The sequence below is a fragment of the Streptomyces sp. NPDC101132 genome (assembly GCF_044759225.1).
Taxonomy (GTDB): Bacteria; Actinomycetota; Actinomycetes; order Streptomycetales; family Streptomycetaceae; genus Streptomyces.
Genome location: NZ_JBIVYX010000008.1, coordinates 152,189 through 170,266, shown reverse-complemented (window position 1 = coordinate 170,266; position 18,078 = coordinate 152,189). Strand labels below are relative to the sequence as shown.

17 protein-coding genes and 2 tRNA genes are annotated in these 18,078 nt (G+C 73.8%); 11 read left to right on the top strand and 8 right to left on the bottom strand.

Features of this window, described 5'->3' with window-relative positions:
- Positions 1–35: 35 nt before the first annotated feature.
- The gene (locus ACIQUR_RS20085) at positions 36–878 is read left to right on the top strand and encodes a GNAT family N-acetyltransferase (RefSeq protein WP_403665864.1); all 843 of its coding nucleotides are present in this window, start codon (positions 36–38) and stop codon (positions 876–878) included.
- A 70-nt stretch (positions 879–948) separates the two neighbouring features.
- On the opposite strand, the gene ACIQUR_RS20080 is transcribed toward ACIQUR_RS20085, so the two are convergent.
- A complete protein-coding gene (locus ACIQUR_RS20080) occupies positions 949–1,467 on the bottom strand; it encodes a DsbA family protein (protein ID WP_403665862.1) in 519 nt (172 codons plus the stop codon).
- A gap of 175 nt (positions 1,468–1,642) precedes the next feature.
- Here ACIQUR_RS20080 and ACIQUR_RS20075 point away from each other — a divergent pair, with 175 nt between their 5' ends.
- Both ACIQUR_RS20075 and ACIQUR_RS20070 read left to right on the top strand, forming a co-directional pair.
- Positions 1,643–2,071: a hypothetical protein gene (locus ACIQUR_RS20075; protein WP_403665860.1), complete on the top strand. Its 429-nt coding sequence runs from the start codon at positions 1,643–1,645 to the stop codon at positions 2,069–2,071.
- Positions 2,072–2,140: 69 nt separating this feature from the next.
- Entirely contained in the window at positions 2,141–2,299 is a 159-nt protein-coding gene (locus tag ACIQUR_RS20070; RefSeq protein ID WP_403665858.1) for a hypothetical protein, read from the top strand.
- A gap of 28 nt (positions 2,300–2,327) precedes the next feature.
- On the opposite strand, the gene ACIQUR_RS20065 is transcribed toward ACIQUR_RS20070, so the two are convergent.
- On the bottom strand, positions 2,328–2,885 hold the full coding sequence (locus ACIQUR_RS20065; RefSeq protein WP_403665856.1) for a CGNR zinc finger domain-containing protein: 558 nt from the start codon (positions 2,883–2,885) through the stop codon (positions 2,328–2,330).
- A gap of 196 nt (positions 2,886–3,081) precedes the next feature.
- Positions 3,082–3,495: an SsgA family sporulation/cell division regulator gene (locus tag ACIQUR_RS20060; RefSeq protein WP_004002642.1), complete on the bottom strand. Its 414-nt coding sequence runs from the start codon at positions 3,493–3,495 to the stop codon at positions 3,082–3,084.
- A 177-nt stretch (positions 3,496–3,672) separates the two neighbouring features.
- Between ACIQUR_RS20060 and ACIQUR_RS20055 the strand changes: the two genes are divergently transcribed.
- Positions 3,673–4,104, top strand: coding sequence for a TIGR02611 family protein (locus tag ACIQUR_RS20055; protein WP_403665854.1), 432 nt, complete (start codon positions 3,673–3,675; stop codon positions 4,102–4,104).
- A gap of 70 nt (positions 4,105–4,174) precedes the next feature.
- A tRNA-Val gene (locus ACIQUR_RS20050) sits at positions 4,175–4,246 on the top strand.
- 56 nt (positions 4,247–4,302) lie between these two features.
- Here ACIQUR_RS20050 and ACIQUR_RS20045 read toward each other — a convergent pair.
- Positions 4,303–6,720, bottom strand: coding sequence for an SCO7613 C-terminal domain-containing membrane protein (locus ACIQUR_RS20045; RefSeq protein ID WP_403665852.1), 2,418 nt, complete (start codon positions 6,718–6,720; stop codon positions 4,303–4,305).
- 167 nt (positions 6,721–6,887) lie between these two features.
- Between ACIQUR_RS20045 and ACIQUR_RS20040 the strand changes: the two genes are divergently transcribed.
- Entirely contained in the window at positions 6,888–7,349 is a 462-nt protein-coding gene (locus ACIQUR_RS20040) for an SRPBCC family protein (RefSeq protein ID WP_403665850.1), read from the top strand.
- A gap of 52 nt (positions 7,350–7,401) precedes the next feature.
- Positions 7,402–7,473, top strand: a tRNA-Val gene (locus tag ACIQUR_RS20035).
- Between the two features lie 191 nt (positions 7,474–7,664).
- Here ACIQUR_RS20035 and ACIQUR_RS20030 read toward each other — a convergent pair.
- Positions 7,665–8,390 (bottom strand): 3'-5' exonuclease, encoded by a 726-nt coding sequence (locus tag ACIQUR_RS20030; protein WP_403665848.1) that lies wholly within the window; start codon positions 8,388–8,390, stop codon positions 7,665–7,667.
- A gap of 198 nt (positions 8,391–8,588) precedes the next feature.
- Between ACIQUR_RS20030 and ACIQUR_RS20025 the strand changes: the two genes are divergently transcribed.
- The 3 genes from ACIQUR_RS20025 to thrS all read left to right on the top strand — a co-directional run bounded on the left by ACIQUR_RS20025 (position 8,589) and on the right by thrS (position 12,446).
- Positions 8,589–9,134 carry a DUF4365 domain-containing protein gene (locus ACIQUR_RS20025; RefSeq protein WP_403665846.1) on the top strand — a complete coding sequence of 182 codons (546 nt, stop codon included), beginning with the start codon at positions 8,589–8,591 and terminating at the stop codon, positions 9,132–9,134.
- On the top strand, positions 9,134–10,339 hold the full coding sequence (locus ACIQUR_RS20020) for a hypothetical protein (protein ID WP_403665844.1): 1,206 nt from the start codon (positions 9,134–9,136) through the stop codon (positions 10,337–10,339). The genes ACIQUR_RS20025 and ACIQUR_RS20020 overlap by 1 nt, the downstream gene beginning before the upstream one ends.
- A gap of 130 nt (positions 10,340–10,469) precedes the next feature.
- A complete protein-coding gene (gene thrS / locus ACIQUR_RS20015) occupies positions 10,470–12,446 on the top strand; it encodes a threonine--tRNA ligase (RefSeq protein ID WP_403665842.1) in 1,977 nt (658 codons plus the stop codon).
- A gap of 28 nt (positions 12,447–12,474) precedes the next feature.
- On the opposite strand, the gene ACIQUR_RS20010 is transcribed toward thrS, so the two are convergent.
- A complete protein-coding gene (locus ACIQUR_RS20010; RefSeq protein ID WP_403665840.1) occupies positions 12,475–13,137 on the bottom strand; it encodes a potassium channel family protein in 663 nt (220 codons plus the stop codon).
- Between the two features lie 67 nt (positions 13,138–13,204).
- On the opposite strand from ACIQUR_RS20010, the gene ACIQUR_RS20005 reads away from it, so the two are divergent.
- A complete protein-coding gene (locus ACIQUR_RS20005) occupies positions 13,205–13,765 on the top strand; it encodes an HIT family protein (protein ID WP_403665838.1) in 561 nt (186 codons plus the stop codon).
- Between the two features lie 116 nt (positions 13,766–13,881).
- On the opposite strand, the gene ACIQUR_RS20000 is transcribed toward ACIQUR_RS20005, so the two are convergent.
- Complete coding sequence (locus ACIQUR_RS20000) at positions 13,882–15,540, bottom strand: hypothetical protein (protein WP_403665836.1); 1,659 nt, start codon at positions 15,538–15,540, stop codon at positions 13,882–13,884.
- 198 nt (positions 15,541–15,738) lie between these two features.
- Complete coding sequence (locus ACIQUR_RS19995; RefSeq protein WP_403665834.1) at positions 15,739–17,937, bottom strand: elongation factor G-like protein EF-G2; 2,199 nt, start codon at positions 17,935–17,937, stop codon at positions 15,739–15,741.
- Positions 17,938–18,078: the final 141 nt, after the last annotated feature.

Below are 18,078 nucleotides of genomic sequence, written 5' to 3'. Positions count from 1 at the left end.
GACGGGCGGGCCCGCCGGCGGGTACAACAGGCGTGATGACCACGACCCTGCGGCCGGCCGGGCCGCTCCAGAGCACCGCGGAAGGGGCGCGTTCGCGCCCGTACGAGGTCCGCGTCAACAGCCGCGTCGTCGGGAAGGTGGAGCTGGCCGCCGATCCGGCCGCCGGCCCCGCCGTGGGCCTGATCCGCGGGCTGTGGATCGACCGCCCGGACCGGCGGCGCGGCCGCGGCACGGTCGCGGCGCTCGCCGCCGAGGAGGTGCTGCGCGGCTGGGGCTGCCGCCGGATCGACGTCGCGGTCCCCGGCGACGCCGCCGAGGCGCGCCGGATGGCCGGGGCCCTCGGCTACACCGAGACCGGCCGCCACATGGTCAAACGCGTCTCCGCCCGGCCGCCGGCGCTCCCCGCGGGCGACACGGGCCGGCCGATGACCGCCGGGGAGTTCGAGGCCTGGCTCGGCCCGGCCGTCGAGGGGTACGCGGAGGTCTGGCGGGGGCGCGGCCTGCCGCCCGGGGCGGCGCTCGCCCGGTCGCGCGAGGCGCACGAGGAGCGGCTGCCGCGGGGCCTCGACACCCCCGGTACGTCCTTCTCCGTGCTGGAGAGCGGGGGTGTGCCCGTCGGGCACGTGTGGGTGGGCTTCGGCGTCGCCGGCCTGCCGGGGGACCCCGGCGCGTACGTCTTCGACGTGGCGGTGGACGCGGCGCACCGCGGGCGCGGCCACGGGCGTTCGCTGATGCTGCTCGCCGAGGGGGCCGCCCTGGCCGGCCGCGCCCGGCTCATCGGCCTGCACGTCCTGGTGTCGAACACCCCGGCCCGGCGGCTCTACGAGTCCCTCGGGTACCGGATCGTCCAGCACAACTTCACGAAGCCGCTGATCTGACCCGGCGGAGGAACGGCCGCGCCGCGCCCGGCACGGGGCGCGTCGCGGCCGGGGATCCCGGGGCGGCCGGCTAGCCGGCCAGCAGGCGGTCGGCGATCTCCTCGATGCGCTCGCGGAGACCCTCCTGGCTCTTGCCGCCGTCCAGGCGCTCGCCGTCGATCACGTACGTCGGGGTGCCGGTGACGCCGATCGCCTTGCCCTCGGCCTGGTCGGCGTCCACGATCAGGATGTGCCGGCCGTCGATCAGCGCGGTGTCGAACTCCTCGGCGTCCAGCCCGAGTTCCTTCGCCGTCTGGACGAGGAAGGCCTCGCCCCGGCGCTCCAGCTCCTCGGTGCGGGCGAGCACGGCCTCCGCGTACGGCCAGCCCTGGCCCTGCTCCACGGCCTCCTCCACGGCCTGGGCCGCGGCGAAGGCGTGCTTGTGCTTCTCCAGGGGGAAGTGCCGCAGCCGGATGTCCATCCGGTCGCCGTACCGGGCCCGCAGGGCGCGCACGTCGTCCAGGGCGGTGCGGCAGTCGGGGCACTGGAGTTCGCACCAGACCTCGAGGACGACGGGACCGGGGGCGCCGGAAGGCTGGGAATCGCTCATGGGGTCAGTCTCCCAGACCCTCCTTGAGGAGGAGACCGACCCCGAGACGCCCCGGAGATCTCCCGGAGATGCGCCGCCACGGGCCCCGATCCGTGGCCCGGGCGCACCGGCCCGGTGCAGGATGGAAGGGGCGGAAACGCCCGCCCGCGCGCCACACCACAGCTGGAGGGACCGCATGCTTGCCGAGACCATATGTTCCGCGGTGTCCGCGGCGGGCCTGGGCATCGCCGCGCTCACCGCCTACCGCAAGCGGTACCGGGCGGCGACCCGCATCGCGGCCTACTCGCTGGTGCCCGTGGCGCTGGTGATGACCGGCCTCGTGGAGTGGGTCGGCGGCATCGTCTTCAACCCCGGTGTCTGGATCGGCTTCGGACTCCTCGGCCTGGCCTGGGTGCTGCTCGCCACCACCCGCGCCGTGGAGCGCCGCGGCACCGGCACCCGCAAGGACCGCAGGGCGGCCGCCTCCGGCACGACCCCCGCGGCCGTCGCGCCTGCCGCGGCGCCCGCCGCATCCCGCCCGCAGCCGAAGGCGGGCGCTCCGGCGGTCACCCCCGCGGATGACTTCTCCGACATCGAAGCGATTCTGAAGAAGCACGGGATCTAGCGAACTGCCGCGTGGTTCTGGCGTGTTGGGGTGGCGGCGGGGAGGGGCTGCGTCATCATTCGCCCCGAGATGCCGGACACATCGCGGGGCGAGCCCGCCACCATCGTTCCTCCGGAAGACCAGCGCGGCTGCCTCTTCGCGCTCTCCCAGCCGCCGTTGATGATCTTCCTGGCGGTGATCGGCACCCTGTTGCTGCTCGCCGCCACGCACGACCTCTTCCTGCTCTAGGGCGGGGGAGGGGCCGGGGTGCCGGCTGCTACTCGGCGGCTTCCTTGCGCCGGGCGCGGTACGCGGCCACGTGCAGGCGGTTGCCGCAGGTGCGGGAGTCGCAGTAGCGGCGCGACCGGTTGCGGGACAGGTCGACGAAGGCCCGGCGGCAGTCCGGCGCCTCGCACCGGCGCAGCCGCTCCCGCTCGCCCGAGACCACGATGAAGGCCAGGGCCATCCCGCAGTCCGCGGCGATGTGGTCCCCGACGGAGGCGCCGGGGGCGAAGTAGTGCACGTGCCAGTCGTAGCCGTCGTGGTCGGTCAGGCGGGGTGTGGTGCCGGCCGCGGCCACCAGTTCGTTGATCACGCCGGCCGCCACGCGGTCGGTGCCGGCCGCGAAGATCTGCCCGAACAGGCCGCGTACCGTCCGCACCCCCGCGAGGTCGCGGGCGCCGAGCACCCCGACGTCGCTGATCTCGTGCTCCCGTACGAACTCGCGCAGCGCCCCGAGGTCGGCCAGCCCGTCGGGCCCGCCCGGATCGGGCGCGGTGTTCACCAGATCGACGACGACGTCGAGCGCGCGACGCGTGTCGTGGGGGATCTGCATGGGGTTCTCGCTCCCTGGGGCCGCCTGCGAGCCGGTGCCCGCCGATGTCGCCGAACAATAGCGTCCCCTGGAAAAAGCGCACCGGCGCCGTCCGCGCGGGTGGCTTCCGCGGAACAGCGCCGGCACTGCCGTATGTGGTTGTCCGGCCCACACCGTCGCCCCGAGTCGGACGGTGTCGGGCGGCTCTCGCCCTGGCTCAGCTTTCCGCCAGGATGTGGGAGAGCTCCTGGTCGAGGTCGAAGTGGCGATGCTCGGTGCCGGGTGGCACCGCCGCGTCGGTCCGCTTCAGGAACGACTCCAGGGCCCTCGCGGGGGCTTCGAGCAGGGCTTCTCCCTCCGGTGAGCTCAGGGCGATGCAGACGACGCCCTGACCGTGGCTCCGGGACGGCCAGACGCGGACGTCTCCGGTACCGGTGGGCCGGTGCAGGCCCTCCGCGAGGAGGTCGCGGGCGAAGACCCACTCGACCGTCTCCTCGGCGCCGGTGTGGAAGGTGGCGTGCACGGCGTAGGGGTCGGCCGTGTCATACCGCAGGCCCGCGGGTACAGGCAGTGAGGACTCGCTCGACACAACGAGGCGCAGGTGCAGCTCGCAGCTGACCGTGGTGTTCATAAGCGCCAGGGCCTTTCGCTCAGTGTGCGCTCGGGGATTCGCACGTCGGCGAAATCGACATGCCACCTACGGTGCCGTTGTAAACCCCTCTGACCGTTTTGCGGGCGTTCAGGTACCTCGTACGGCGGATCCCGCAGCCCGTTCACCTGTGCTTGGAGCTCCGGTAGGTTTGCTCCCATGAACACGGGGAGTGACGGCCGCGGGGACACCCGGAACCCGGCCGCAGAGACGGAAGAGGCGCCGCTCGGCTCGCGCGCGCCGGAATTCATCAAGGCACGCCGCACCCTGCACCTCAGCTGGCAGGTCGGCGTCTTCATCGTGGGCCTGGCCGTCGTGGTCGCGGGCGTCATCATGCTCCCGCTGCCCGGCCCCGGCTGGCTGGTGATCTTCGCGGGCATGGCGATCTGGGCGACCGAGTTCGTCTGGGCGCAGCTCGTCCTGCGCTGGACCAAGCGGAAGGTGACCGAGGCCGCGCAGAAGGCGCTCGACCCGAAGGTCCGGCGCCGCAACATCATCCTGACCTCCATCGGCCTGGTGATCACCCTGGCGGCGCTGGGGATCTACCTGTGGAGGGTCGGCTTCGCCATGCCGTGGAACGCCGCCGAGTGACCCCGCGGGTGCCCGGCGCCTCCGTGGTCCCGGGCACCCTCTGACATGCGGTAATGTTTGAGGTGCGCCGGGGCGATTAGCTCAGCGGGAGAGCACTTCGTTCACACCGAAGGGGTCACTGGTTCGATCCCAGTATCGCCCACCCGGACCGAAGGCCCGGAGACTCGTGAGAGTCTCCGGGCCTTCGGCGTTCCCGCGTCACTTCATGCGGCCCAGCGCCTCCCGGACCCGCCGCGCGTCCCGCAGGCGCCGCTCGTACGTCGCGCCCACCACCAGCAGCAGCACCCCGGCCAGCGCCGGCGGCATCCAGCGCGGCAGCGCGTCCGCGACCTGGACGACGTACGGCGCCAGCTCGTGCAGCGCGTCCAGGGCCAGCACCGCCCCGCCCAGCAGCAGCGGCGCCCGCAGCTTGTACCGCGCGCCGAGCAGCGTCACCACCAGGGCGGCAAGCCCCAGCAGCAGCGGCCGCAGCCAGTGCGCGTCGCCCCACGCGGCGACCAGGCTCGGCACCAGCGTCGCGGCCAGCCCGGGCCCGTACGCCGTCCAGGACCCCGCCCCGGGGTCGCGCCGGCGCCGCAGCAGGCCCACCACCAGCGCGGGCACCGTCACCGGCAGGGTGTACGCCTCCGGCACGGTCACCCCCGAGGCCGCCAGCCGCACCCAGGCGGCCAGCAGGAAGAGCGCCCCCGCCGCGTACCCCACCGGCCGTCGGTCGGCCCGTACGGCGGTCCCCGCGCAGACCACCCCGAGCAGCGCCAGCACCAGGGCCAGCACCGGCAGGTCCGGCAGGGCCAGCGCCACGGCCGGCACCCCCGCACCCGCGCCGGCCACCTCGAACGGCACCCGCACCGGGCGCGCCGCCGGCGCCACCGCGGCCAGGGCCACCACCACCGGCACCACCAGCACCAGCAGCGCCGTCGGGGCAGCCGGCAGGTCGAGGGCCCGCCCCAGGGCGAGCAGCACCCCGGTCGCGTAGCCGACGGACAGCACCGCGGCCACCGACCGCGCCCCCACCGGCCCCCGCCCCGCGAAGGCGGCGGCCGCGAACAGCGCCAGGAAGGCCCCCAGCACCGCGAAGGTGCCCGGCTTCCCCGCCAGCGACAGCACCGACACGCTCGCCGCACCGGCCACCGCGCACGCCTCCGCGGCCACGGACCGCCCGAGCGCCCCCGTCACCGGTCCGCCGGCCCGCAGGGCGTACCCCACGGCCAGGGCGGTCAGCAGCACCTGCCAGGCGAGCACCACCGGGTGGGCCAGCGGCAGCACCGCGGAGGCCGTGAAGAGGGCCGCCCAGACCAGGACGACCACCGCCGCCCCCGCCTCGGCCCGCCGCCGCACCCAGGGCCCGGCCAGGCCCGCCACCACGAGCAGCACCACCGGCGCGGCCTGCATCCCCACCACCCGGACGTCGGAGGACACCGGCACCCGGCCCGCCCACACACCGCCCCACACCTCGACCGGCAGCGCCAGCGCCAGCAGCACCGCGGGCAGCGCCGACAGCGCGCCCAGCACCGCCACGCCCGCCCCCGCACCCGCCAGCCCGCGCCGCACCCCCGCGCGCAGCACGGCCACGCGGAGGAGCAGCAGCAGCGGCACCGCGCAGACCAGGTACGGCAGCACCGCCCAGCCGTCCGGCAGCGCCGCCCGCGGCACCCCGCCGAGCGCCGCCACCGCGGCCGCGCCCGCCAGCCCGGCCAGCGGCACCGCGCCCTGCTCCGGCACCCGGAACGCCACGGCCAGCGCCAGCACGGCACCACCCAGCAGCAGCGCCCCCGGTGCCACCGCCGCCGCCGGATCCCCGGCCGCCAGCGACAGCCACAGCGCACCCAGCAGCGCCCAGCCACCCGTCGCCGCACCGGCCACCGCCGCGAGCACCCGCACGAACCGGTCCCGCCACCACAGAGCCACCGCCGCGTCCAGCACCGCGGTCCCCAGCAGGGCCCAGCCCACGGCCTGCGCCGGGGCCCCGGCCGCCACCGCACCCAGCGGCAGCGGCAGCTGGGCCGTCACCAGCGCCACCGGCACCGGCAGCCGCAGCGCACCCAGCGCCAGCCCGTAGGCCGTCCACAGCGCGGCCAGCACCGCCGCCGCACCCGCCGTGTACGCCGTGCCGTCCGTACCCGGCAGCGCCACCGCGTACAGCGCGTACGCGTCCAGCACCGTCAGCGCCAGCCCCAGCCCGGCCACCGACTCGGCCGTCGACCGCAGCCCGCGGCGCAGCAGCGGCACCGGCGCCGCCAGGGCCGCGGCGGTCACCACGCCCAGCACCGCGGCCCGGCCGCCGATGCCCAGAGAGCCCCAGCTCACCACCGTGAACGCGAACGCGGCGATGGTCAGCAGGACCGCGCCCAGGGTCAGCAGCACGTTCTGGGCGCTCGGCCCGGACGCGTCACGCGCCGGACCGGCGCCCGGCGGCGCCTGCCACCCGGGGAAGGGCGCGGCGGCCGGTGCCGTCAGGACGGAGACCAGCCAGGCCCGGCGGGCCAGCAGCTGCGCGCGGCGCGCGTCGAGCTGCACCAGCTCCCGGTCGAGCAGGACGAGCTCCTCGGCGGGCGGCGGTACGCCGGGCCCCGGCGGCCCCTGGGGCGGCGGCATGTGCGGCGGAACGTTTTCCATGCCCCGGAGTGTGGCGCCGGTCACCCGGCGGGAACATGGGTGCGGATACTCAGATTTCCCCGGGGACCCGCGTGAGTACGGGTGGGGGCGGCCCGCGGAAGCCGGGGGCGCGGGGGAAAGGCGGCCGCGGGCGAGTGCCGGGCCCGTCCGGCGCGCAGACTCCCTCCATGGACTGGTGCCGCTACCGCTTCCGCAGCGTGTGGGAGCTCCCCGCGCCGCCCGGCCGGGTCTTCGCCGTGCTCGCCGAGCCCGGACGGTACCCCGAGTGGTGGCCCCAGGTCCGCCGCGTGGCCCCGGGCGGGGCGGGCGCCGGCACCGCCCGCTTCCGCTCCCTCCTCCCGTACGACCTGGTCGTCACCGCCTCGGAACGCCGCAACGACCCCGCGGCCGGCGTGCTGGAGGTGGCGATGGACGGGGACCTCGACGGCTGGGCGCGGTGGACCGTACGCCCCGGCCCCGGCGGCGGCACGCGGGCCGTCTACGAGCAGGAGGTCGTGGTGCGCAAGCCCCTCATGCGGCGGCTCGCCGTGCCCGCGCGGCCGGCCTTCCGCGCCAACCACGCGCTGATGATGCGCGCCGGACGGCGCGGGCTGACGCGCTACCTGGCGGCCGGCCGGGACGCCGCCTGAGGACCGGGTTTTGAACCACCCGCCCGTGCCCTGTATGGTTCAACTCGTTCCCGGGCGATTAGCTCAGCGGGAGAGCACTTCGTTCACACCGAAGGGGTCACTGGTTCGATCCCAGTATCGCCCACCGGGAGAGGCCGGTCCGTCAGCAGACGGACCGGCCTCAACTCGTTTCCGTGGTACGCCGGTTCCGTCCCGCTCCCGGCCACCCGCGCCCGGCGCCCCGCATCGCTTCCCGGCACCGCTCCCTCCCCGCGCCCCGGCACCGCTCCCCGCGCCGGGCCCACGGGCACGCCGGGCCCAGGAGCACGCCGGACCTCACGCCGCCGCCGGCACCTCCGGGCGCAGCGGCCAGTGCGGGTCCACCGCCTCCTCCGAGCCGTTCCGCGCGAACCACGCCTGGAGCCCCCGCGCCTGCGCCGCGTGCCAGACCGCCTGCAGGGCGTGCAGCTCCGCCGGGCTCAGCCGCTCCAGCCGCGCCGCGAACCTGCGCCCCACCGCCCGGACCACCTCCAGCGACGCCGCCGCGTCCGCCGCCGCGTCGTGCGCGCCCTCCAGCGCTATGCCGTAGTGCGCGCACAGGTCCGTCAGCGTCCGCCGCCCCTTGCGGTACCGGTCCAGGTGCTTGTCCAGCACCCGCGGATCCAGCACCGTCAGCGGCCGGTTGTCGAGGTACCGCGACAGCGACGACGCCCGGTGCCTGCGCAACTCCCGGTCCAGCAGCGTCAGGTCGAAGGGCGCGTTCATCACCACCAGCGGGCGGCCCGCCGCCGTCTGCTCCGCCAGCGTGCGGGCTATCTCCTCCACCACCGGCGCCGGCCACCGGCCGTTGCGCTGGAGGTGGTCATCGGTCAGACCGTGTACGTCGGTGGCCTCGCGGGGCACCGGGATGCCCGGGTTGACCAGCCAGCGGGTGGCCCGGACCCGGCCCCCCGCACACTCCTGGACCACCACCGCCGCGGAGACGATGCGGTCCTGCTCGACGTCCACCCCGGTGGTCTCGGTGTCAAATGCGGCCAGCGGCCCCTCGTACCAGCGCGTCATGTCCGAACTCCTCGTCCCCGATCGGCAGATGGCGCGCGCCTTCGATCCGGCCAGCCCTGCCCGAGAGCGTGATACCCGGGGCCCCGGCGCCGTACGCCGTTTGCGGCACGGCCGTCGCGGAGACAACACCGGTGGGGGACCGTACACCTGAACGGTCGTCATGGATCGGCAGACACGACCCGGAAGGCACGGGGAGCCATGGCGCTCGTACAACCCGAGCGGACGGAGCCGCTGCGGGGCAACCTCGCCACCACCGCCTGCATGGAGACCCTCCAGGTGGGCTACCTGCACGCCGTCGCCGCGGCGGCCGGCTGCTCGCTGTCCCAGCCGTTCCCGGACAACGGCATCGACTGGCACGTCAGCCACGGCTCCGACGGCCACACCGTCGACGACGAGGTCACCATCAAGGTCCAGCTCAAGGCGACCTACCAGGTGGCCCCCCGCCCGCCGGGGCCGAGCTTCGGCTTCACCCTCGACAACGACCACCTGGTCAAGCTCGCCCGCACCCCCGTCGCCGTGCACAAGATCCTCGTCGTGATGCTCGTCCCCCGGTCCCGGGAGGACTGGATCGGCGCCGGGCACGACGCCCTCGGGCTGCGGCACTGCTGCTACTGGACCAACCTGGCCGGACACCCCGTCACCGGCCGGAGCAGGACCACCGTCAGGATCCCCACCGACCGGATCTTCGACGACCGCGCGCTCTGCGAGATCATGACCCGGGTCGGGGTCGGAGGGAGACCTTGATGCACTGGACGCACCACGAGACCCCGCCCCACCCCGCCGCCGCGCCCCGCTGGCCGGCCGCCGCGGACGTCGACCCGACGGTGCTCGGCGCCCTGCTGCACCGCCACGGCTGGCAGCGCAGGGGCGGAGCCGCCGGGAAGTACGGCCGCTGGACGCCGCCCGGCGCCGGCCCCGGCGGCACCAGCCTGCTCGTGCCCGAGAGCACCGGCTTCCCGGACTGCGAGGACCTGCTCGGCGAGGCCCTCACCGCCCTGTCGCGCAGCGCCCTGCCCGGCGCCCGCGAGGTGCTCTACGGACTCACCGTGCCCAGCGACGAGGTCCGCTGGTGGCGCGCGGTCCCGCCCGGACTGCGCGAGGAGTCCTCCTGGGGCGCCCAGGAACAGCTGCGGAAGGCCGCGCACCGGCTGCTGCTCGCCGGGGCGCTGGCCGACCGGGCGCGGGCCGGGTACCACGGGGCGCGTCACCGGGCGCAGGCCGAGCGGGCCCTGGAGGGGGTCCTGGTCGGGCCCTCGCCCGGCGGGGCGCGGCTGACCGCCTTCGTGCCGGTGGACGGGGGCCGGGGCGCGGTGATCCGGCTCCACCACGCGCTGCACGCCGCCCGGGAGGCCGTCGACTACCGGCGGGCCACGGGCGGGATGGAGGCCTTCGACGCGGCCGTCGAGGCGGGGGTGAGCCGGGAGCTGGCCGAGGCGCTGATCTCCCTGGTGCGGGGCACGGAGGGGGCGCGGGTGGCGCTGGCCTGGGCGCCGGCGGCCGGGACCCCCGCCGGGTGCGCGGTGCGGCCCGAGCCCGTGGAGTTCTCGCCGGGGGACCTCCCAGTGCTGCGGGAGGCGGGCGAGCGGTACACGCGGGACGAGCCGGCGGTGCCGGTGCGGATCGCGGGCACGGTGGTGCGGATGCGGCGCGCGTCCGCGCGGGGCGGCGGGAGCGTACGGCTGCGGGTGCTGGCCGGGGCGGAGGTGCCGTACGTCCGTGCCGCGCTCGACGAGGAGGCGTACCAGGTCGCGGGCCACGCGCACCTGGCCGGGCTGCCGGTGCGGCTGTCCGGGCGGCTGCAGCGCCGGGGCGGGTTCCGGCGGCTGACCGACGCCCGGGACGTGGCTCCCGTACCGCTGGACGAGGTGGAGCGGGACCGGCTGATGAAGTCGCTCCAGGGCAGCGGGGACGGCGTGGACTTCCTGGAGGAGGCGTGCGGCGAGGACTGACGGCGGGACCTGGGGGTTAACCGTTTCGCGGGCGGGCCGGTCGGCTCGGTACGATTCAGGCGCGCAGTGACCGCTGTAGCGATCTCCCCGGGCAGTCGCCCGGAGGTGCCCCCAGAGTCAGGAGAGACCGGTGTCAGACGTCCGTGTGATCATCCAACGCGATTCCGAGCGGGAAGAGCGCGTGGTGACCACGGGCACCACTGCGGCGGACCTCTTCTCCGGCGAGCGCACCGTGATCGCCGCGCGCGTGGCCGGCGAGCTGAAGGACCTCTCGTACGAGCCCGCGGACGGCGAGACCGTCGAGCCGGTGGAGATCTCCTCCGAGGACGGCCTGAACATCCTGCGCCACTCGACCGCGCACGTCATGGCGCAGGCCGTGCAGGAGCTGTTCCCCGAGGCCAAGCTGGGCATCGGCCCGCCGGTCCGGGACGGCTTCTACTACGACTTCGACGTGGCCAAGCCCTTCACCCCCGATGACCTCAAGGCCATCGAGAAGAAGATGCAGGAGATCCAGAAGCGCGGCCAGCGCTTCTCCCGCCGCGTGGTCACCGACGAGGCCGCCCGCGAGGAGCTCGCCGACGAGCCGTACAAGCTGGAGCTCATCGGCATCAAGGGCTCGGCCTCCACCGACGACGGCGCGAACGTCGAGGTGGGCGCCGGCGAGCTGACCATCTACGACAACCTGGACGCCAAGACCGGCGAGCTGTGCTGGAAGGACCTCTGCCGCGGTCCCCACCTGCCCACCACCCGGAACATCCCGGCGTTCAAGCTGATGCGCAACGCCGCCGCCTACTGGCGCGGCAGCGAGAAGAACCCGATGCTCCAGCGCATCTACGGCACCGCGTGGCCGTCGAAGGAGGAGCTGAAGGCCCACCTCGACTTCCTCGCCGAGGCCGAGAAGCGCGACCACCGCAAGCTCGGCAACGAGCTGGACCTCTTCTCCATCCCGGACGAGATCGGCTCCGGCCTCGCCGTCTTCCACCCGCGCGGCGGCATCATCCGCCGGGTGATGGAGGACTACAGCCGCAAGCGGCACGAGGAGGAGAACTACGAGTTCGTCTACTCGCCGCACGCCACCAAGGGCGCCCTCTTCGAGAAGAGCGGCCACCTGGACTGGTACGCGGAGGGCATGTACCCCCCCATGCAGCTCGACGGTGGTACCGACTACTACCTCAAGCCCATGAACTGCCCGATGCACAACCTGATCTTCGACGCGCGCGGGCGTTCGTACCGTGAACTGCCGCTGCGCCTCTTCGAGTTCGGCACCGTGTACCGGTACGAGAAGTCGGGCGTCGTGCACGGTCTGACCCGGGCCCGCGGCTTCACCCAGGACGACGCGCACATCTACTGCACCCGTGAGCAGATGGCCGAGGAGCTCGACCGCACCCTCACCTTCGTGCTGAACCTGCTGCGCGACTACGGCCTGACCGACTTCTACCTGGAGCTGTCCACCAAGGACCCGGAGAAGTTCGTCGGCTCGGACGAGGTCTGGGAGGAGGCCACCGCGGTCCTCCAGCAGGTCGCCGAGAAGCAGGGCCTCCCGCTGACCCCCGACCCGGGCGGCGCGGCCTTCTACGGCCCGAAGATCTCGGTGCAGGCGCGCGACGCCATCGGCCGCACCTGGCAGATGTCGACCGTGCAGCTGGACTTCAACCTGCCGGAGCGCTTCGACCTGGAGTACACCGCCGCGGACGGCTCGCGCCAGCGCCCCGTCATGATCCACCGCGCGCTGTTCGGCTCCATCGAGCGGTTCTTCGCGGTGCTGCTGGAGCACTACGCGGGTGCCATGCCGCCGTGGCTGGCGCCGGTGCAGGCGGTCGGCATCCCGATCGGCGACGCGCACGTCGAGTACCTCCAGGAGTTCGCCGCCGAGGCGAAGAAGAAGGGCCTGCGGGTCGAGGTGGACGCCTCCTCCGACCGCATGCAGAAGAAGATCCGCAACCACCAGAAGCTCAAGGTCCCGTTCATGATCATCGTCGGTGACGAGGACATGGCCGCGGGCACCGTCTCCTTCCGCTACCGCGACGGTTCGCAGGAGAACGGCATCCCCAAGGACGAGGCGCTGGCCAAGCTGGTCAAGGTCGTCGAGGACCGCGTCCAGGTCTGATCCGCTCTCCGCGAGACCCCCGGGAAGGTCACTTCCCGGGGGTCTTCTCGTCCTCCCTGGTGAACACCTGGATCAGCCAGGACGAGAAGGAGCCGGTCACCGCCCCGAGCAGGGCCAGGCCGCCGAACATCAGGCCGGCCGCGACCGTCCGGCCCACCGGGGTCACCGGCACCACGTCCCCGTACCCGACGGTGGTGAGGGTGGCGCACACCCACCAGATCGCGTCGCCGAAGGTGACGATCGAGGCGCCCGGGGCCAGGTGCTCGTGGTCGTACACGGTCAGGGCTCCGGAGAACCCCAGCAGCACGGCGGAGAGGCTCGCGTACGCGATCACCCGGGCGTGCAGGCTCAGGCGGGGCTGGTCGCGCCGCTTCTGGAGCACGTTGTAGACCTGCACCATGCGCAGCGGGCGCAGCAGCGGCAGGATCAGGACGAGGGTGTCGAGCAGGTGGGTGCGGGCGAAACGGAGCGGGCGGCGGCCGCTGATCCCCAGGCGCACGACGTAGTCGCCGGCGAAGCAGACCCAGGCCGCGAGGGTGACCGCGAGACCGGCGTCGCGCAGGGCCTGGTCGGAGTCGGGCACCAGCACGCGGACCGCGTATCCGGCGATGAAGGCCAGGGAGATCAGGAACAGGGGCAGCTCGGTACGGCTCTCCCAGCGCTCCAGGCGGGGATCGGGTACAGGGTCCATCCGGACAGGATCGCCGCAGGCCGGCCGGTGTGCGCCCCGGCGACACGCCGCGCGGGGGCGAAGCCATATGCTGCATGGCATGACGACTGAGCCGGAGCAGCAGATCGGTGTCGGGGTGCAGGACGCGTTCCAGCGGCTGTGGACGCCCCACCGGATGGCGTACATCCAGGGCGAGAACAAGCCCACCGGCCCGGAGGCGGGCGACGGGTGTCCGTTCTGCGGGATCCCGGACATGTCCGACACGGACGGCCTGGTCGTGGCGCGGGGCCGGCACGTCTACGCGGTGCTCAACCTGTACCCGTACAACGGCGGGCACCTGATGGTGGTCCCGTACCGGCACGTGGCGGACTACACCGACCTGGACGGCCCGGAGACCGCGGAGCTCGCCGACCTGACCAAGCGGGCGATGGTCGCGCTGCGGAAGGCGTCGGGCGCGCACGGCTTCAACATCGGCATGAACCAGGGGGCGGCGGCGGGTGCCGGCATCGCCGCCCACCTGCACCAGCACATCGTGCCGCGCTGGGGCGGGGACACGAACTTCATGCCGGTGGTGGGGCACACGAAGGTGCTGCCGCAGCTGCTGGCGGACACCCGCGCGATGCTCGCGGAGGCCTGGCCGAACGACTGACGCCGGACGCGACGGCCCGGTGCCGGATGCGACGGACGCCGGCCGGCGGCCCGTGCCGGACGCGAGGGGGCCCGTACGGATCGCCGTACGGGCCCCCTCGCGTCGCGCCGGGCGCGCTACGCGTCGTACACGTCCGCCTTGCGCGGGGACGGGTCCTGGACCAGGCCGCTGACGATCATCGAGCGGTTGGTGAAGCGCTCGGTGTCCACGCCGTTCTCCTCCAGCACCTTCATCGCGGCGGAGTGCACCACCCGCAGCACCGGGGTGGCGGCGCGCATCGCGTCGTCGGCCATGAAGCGGTGGCGCCAGGGCGCGGCGGCCCAGACGTGGCGGACGCCGAACGGCTCGGGCAGGACGATCTTGCCGCCCAGGAAGTTCAGCACCGGGGGGTACCAGCTGAGCAGGGCGCGGACGCTGAGCCTGACCACCTCGTTGGTGTCGCAGAGCGGCTCGACGACCTCGACGGTCTCCCAGAAGCGGATGCTCTTGGGGACCTCGTGGGTCTTCGGCGCGGACTTGGTGGTGAACAGGCCGTGGACCGGCCCCAGGGCGTGGCCGGTGACCTCCACCCGCAGGGTCTGGTAGAGCACGGTGACGGTGACCAGCATGGTGAGCACCAGCTGGCCGTCCCAGAGGGTGAACTGCACGCCGAGGTAGTGGCGGTTCCCGCTGCCGAACTGCTGCTCGTTGCAGATCCGGGTTATCTCCTGGCCGGTGATCTGGAAGCTGTCGGCGCCCTCGCCGGACGGCCGGGTCACCTCCTTGGCGCCCTCGCCGACCGGGCTGACGATCCAGTGCTTGACCGAGGGGGCGGGGAAGCCGCCGGTGTGCAGGGGGCCGCGGTCGAGCTGGGTGAGCTGCTTCTCGATCATGCGGATGACGTCCCAGCTGCGGAACGGGTGGATCTCCGTGCCGGGAGTGCGGGGGGCCAGTTCCTCGGCGAGCTGCCAGCTGCCCCACCGGGTGCCCATGCCGAGTATCCCCTTGGGGCCGGCGTAGAAGACCGAGTTGCTGCGGTCCTCGGCGGTGAGCCGGGCGAGCTGGCGGCGCAGCTCCTCGGCCGCGGTCTCGTCGGGGTTGCCGGGCACCGCCTCGGGGATCTTGGCGCCGACGCCGCCGCCGGAGAGCAGGCCGTCCCAGCGGGCCCGCATGTCCCGGGCGGTCGCCTCGCAGATCCGGCGGGCCAGCGGCCAGCCGACGGCGGGGGCGATGACCATGGCACGGAGGTAGTAGCCCCAGAAGCCGGTGAACGGGAGCCGGAACATGGCCACGGCGGCGACGATGCCGATGCCGACCAGGACGGCGGTGCCCATCCAGGTGGCCTTGCGGTCGCCCTCCTTGCCGGCGAGGGTCTTGCGGAACTGGAAGAGGCCGAGCCAGAGCAGCAGGCCGGGCAGGAAGACCACGCCGCACACGAACATGATCATGCGGAGCCTGGCGTCGCGCTGCTTGCGGATGCGGGAGGCGGCCAGGCAGTGCTCGACCACGGTCTGGGGTTCGGCGCCGAAGGACTGGACGAGGGGCTTGCGCTTGGCGCCGAGCATCCGGGCCTCGACCGCGGTGCAGAAGGCCTCGCCCAGGTTGGGCTTGAAGAGCGAGAGCTTGCCCGCCTTCACCTCGGTCTTGTACCAGTCGTTGTCGGCCTTCTGGATCTCGTCCACGGGACTGTCGCGGTACGCCGCCGAGGCGAGGGCGTTCGTCGCCGCGGTCTGGCCGCCCGCGCCCTGGAGCGGGACCTGTGCTCCGGGACTGAAGTCGAAAAGATCGTCCGCCACCGCTGCCCCCATCACGCGTGCTTGACCCCGCCCGCCGTGCCCGGGCGGTGCCCCCTACCTTGCGGCTGTTCCCCGTGGTCACACCCGGCACACTTCGTGACGAAGCCTATCCGCCAGGTGCATCACCCCGGTACGGGACCCGGAAATGCCGCCCGCCGCAAGCGAGTTGGGCGGGCGGCGCCGGACTGGCACGACCGACTACGTTCCCTTCTGGGCCTCTTCGCGCATCTTGTCCGCCAACAGCTGGGGCATGGGCTCGTGCCGGGCGTACGCGCGGTCGAAGCGGCCGGTGCCGTGGGAGACGGAGCGCAGCTCCACCGCGTACCGGTCGATCTCGATCTCGGGGATCTCGGCGCGTACGAGCGTCCGGCCGGAGCCGGCCTGTTCGGTGCCCACCACCCGGCCGCGCCGGCTGGACAGGTCGCTCATGACCGGGCCGACGTACTCGTCGGGGATCAGTACGGACAGCTCCGCGACCGGCTCCAGCAGGTGGATCCGGGCCTCTGCCGCGGCCTCGCGCAGGGCGAGCGCGCCGGCGGTCTGGAAGGCGGCGTCGGAGGAGTCCACCGAGTGCGCCTTGCCGTCGACCAGGGTGATCCGTACGTCGACCAGCGGGTACCCGGTGGCCAGTCCCTTGGCGGCCTGGGCGCGCACCCCCTTCTCGACGGACGGGATGAACTGCCGCGGCACGGCGCCGCCCACCACCTTGTCGACGAACTCGATGCCGCTGCCCGGCGGGAGCGGCTCGACCTCGATCTCGCAGATGGCGTACTGGCCGTGGCCGCCGGACTGCTTGACGTGCCGGCCGCGCCCGGCGGCCCTGGTGCCGAAGGTCTCCCGCAGCGAGACCTTGTGGGGCACGGCGTCGACGTGGACGCCGTACCGGGTGCGCAGGCGCTCCAGCGCGACGTCCATGTGGGCCTCGCCCAGGCACCACAGGACCACCTGGTGGGTGTGCTTGTTCTGCTCCAGCCGCATGGTCGGGTCCTCGGCGACCAGCCGGGCCAGGCCCTGGGAGAGCTTGTCCTCGTCGGCCTTGCTGTGGGCCTGGATGGCGAGGGGGAGCAGCGGGTCGGGCATCACCCAGGGCTCCATCAGGAGCGGGTCGTCCTTCGAGGAGAGGGTGTCGCCGGTCTCGGCGCGGGTCAGCTTGGCCACGCAGGCGAGGTCGCCCGCGATGGCCCGGCCCAGGGTGCGCTGGGCCTTGCCGAAGGGGGAGGAGAGGGCGCCGACGCGCTCGTCGACGTCGTGGTCCTCGTGGCCGCGGTCCTCCAGGCCGTGGCCGGAGACGTGCACGGTCTCGTCGGGGCGCAGGGTGCCGGAGAAGACGCGGACCAGCGAGACGCGGCCCACGTAGGGGTCCGAGGAGGTCTTGACGACCTCGGCGACGAGCGGCCCGGCGGGATCGCAGGTGACGGCGGGCCGGGCCGCGCCCTGGGGCGTGGTGACGGCGAGTTCCGGCCGTTCCTCGGGGGTGGGGAAGCCGCCCGTGATCAGTTCGAGGAGTTCCACGGTGCCCAGGCCCTGGCGGGCGCCGTCGGTGGCGGGCGCGGCCATCAGCACGGGGTGGAAGGTGCCGCGGGCGACGGCCCGCTCCAGGTCGTCGACCAGCGTCTTCAGGTCGATCTCCGCGCCGCCGAGGTAGCGGTCCATGAGGCCCTCGTCCTCGCTCTCGGCGATGACGGCCTCGATGAGCCGGTTGCGCGCGTCCGCGATCAGGGCCAGCTCGTCCGGCTCCGGGTCGCGCTCGCGGCGCTCGCCCGAGGTGTAGTCGTACACGCGCTGGGAGAGCAGGCCGAGCAGGCCGTGGACGGGTGCGTGGCCGTCGGGGCCGGCGGGGCCGTGGAGGGGGAGGTAGAGCGGGGTGACGGCGTCGGGGTCGTCGGCGCCGAAGATCTCGCCGCAGACCGCGGTCATCTGGGCGTAGTCGGCGCGGGATGCCTCCAAATGGGTGACGACGATGGCCCGGGGCATGCCGACGGCGGCGCACTCCTCCCAGACCATGCGGGTGGCGCCGTCGACGCCGTCCGAGGCCGAGACGACGAAAAGGGCCGCGTCCGCTGCCCGCAGACCGGCCCTGAGTTCCCCGACGAAGTCGGCGTATCCGGGGGTGTCCAGAAGGTTGATCTTGATGCCGCCCCATTCGACCGGGACGAGCGAGAGCTGTACGGACCGCTGCTGGCGGTGTTCGATCTCGTCGTAGTCCGAGACCGTGCCGCCGTCCTCGACCCGTCCGGCCCGGTTGACCGCTCCGGCGGTCAGCGCGAGCGCTTCGACCAGGGTCGTCTTCCCGGCTCCGCTGTGGCCGACCAGCACCACGTTCCGGATGTCGGAGGGCCGGTCGGCCGTCAGTGCCCTGCCGGCGGCCCCGGGCTGTTGGTTCGCCTTGTCGCCCATGGTTGCCTTGCCTCCCTGTTCCTTGCACGGCGAGGAGGATGTGAGCGCGGACCCAGGGGAGTCGCGAGGGGAATCGACGGCTCCGGCGACGCCCGCGGTCCTTCGAGCTTTGCACCCGTGTCACGGTGCGTCCATACGTCG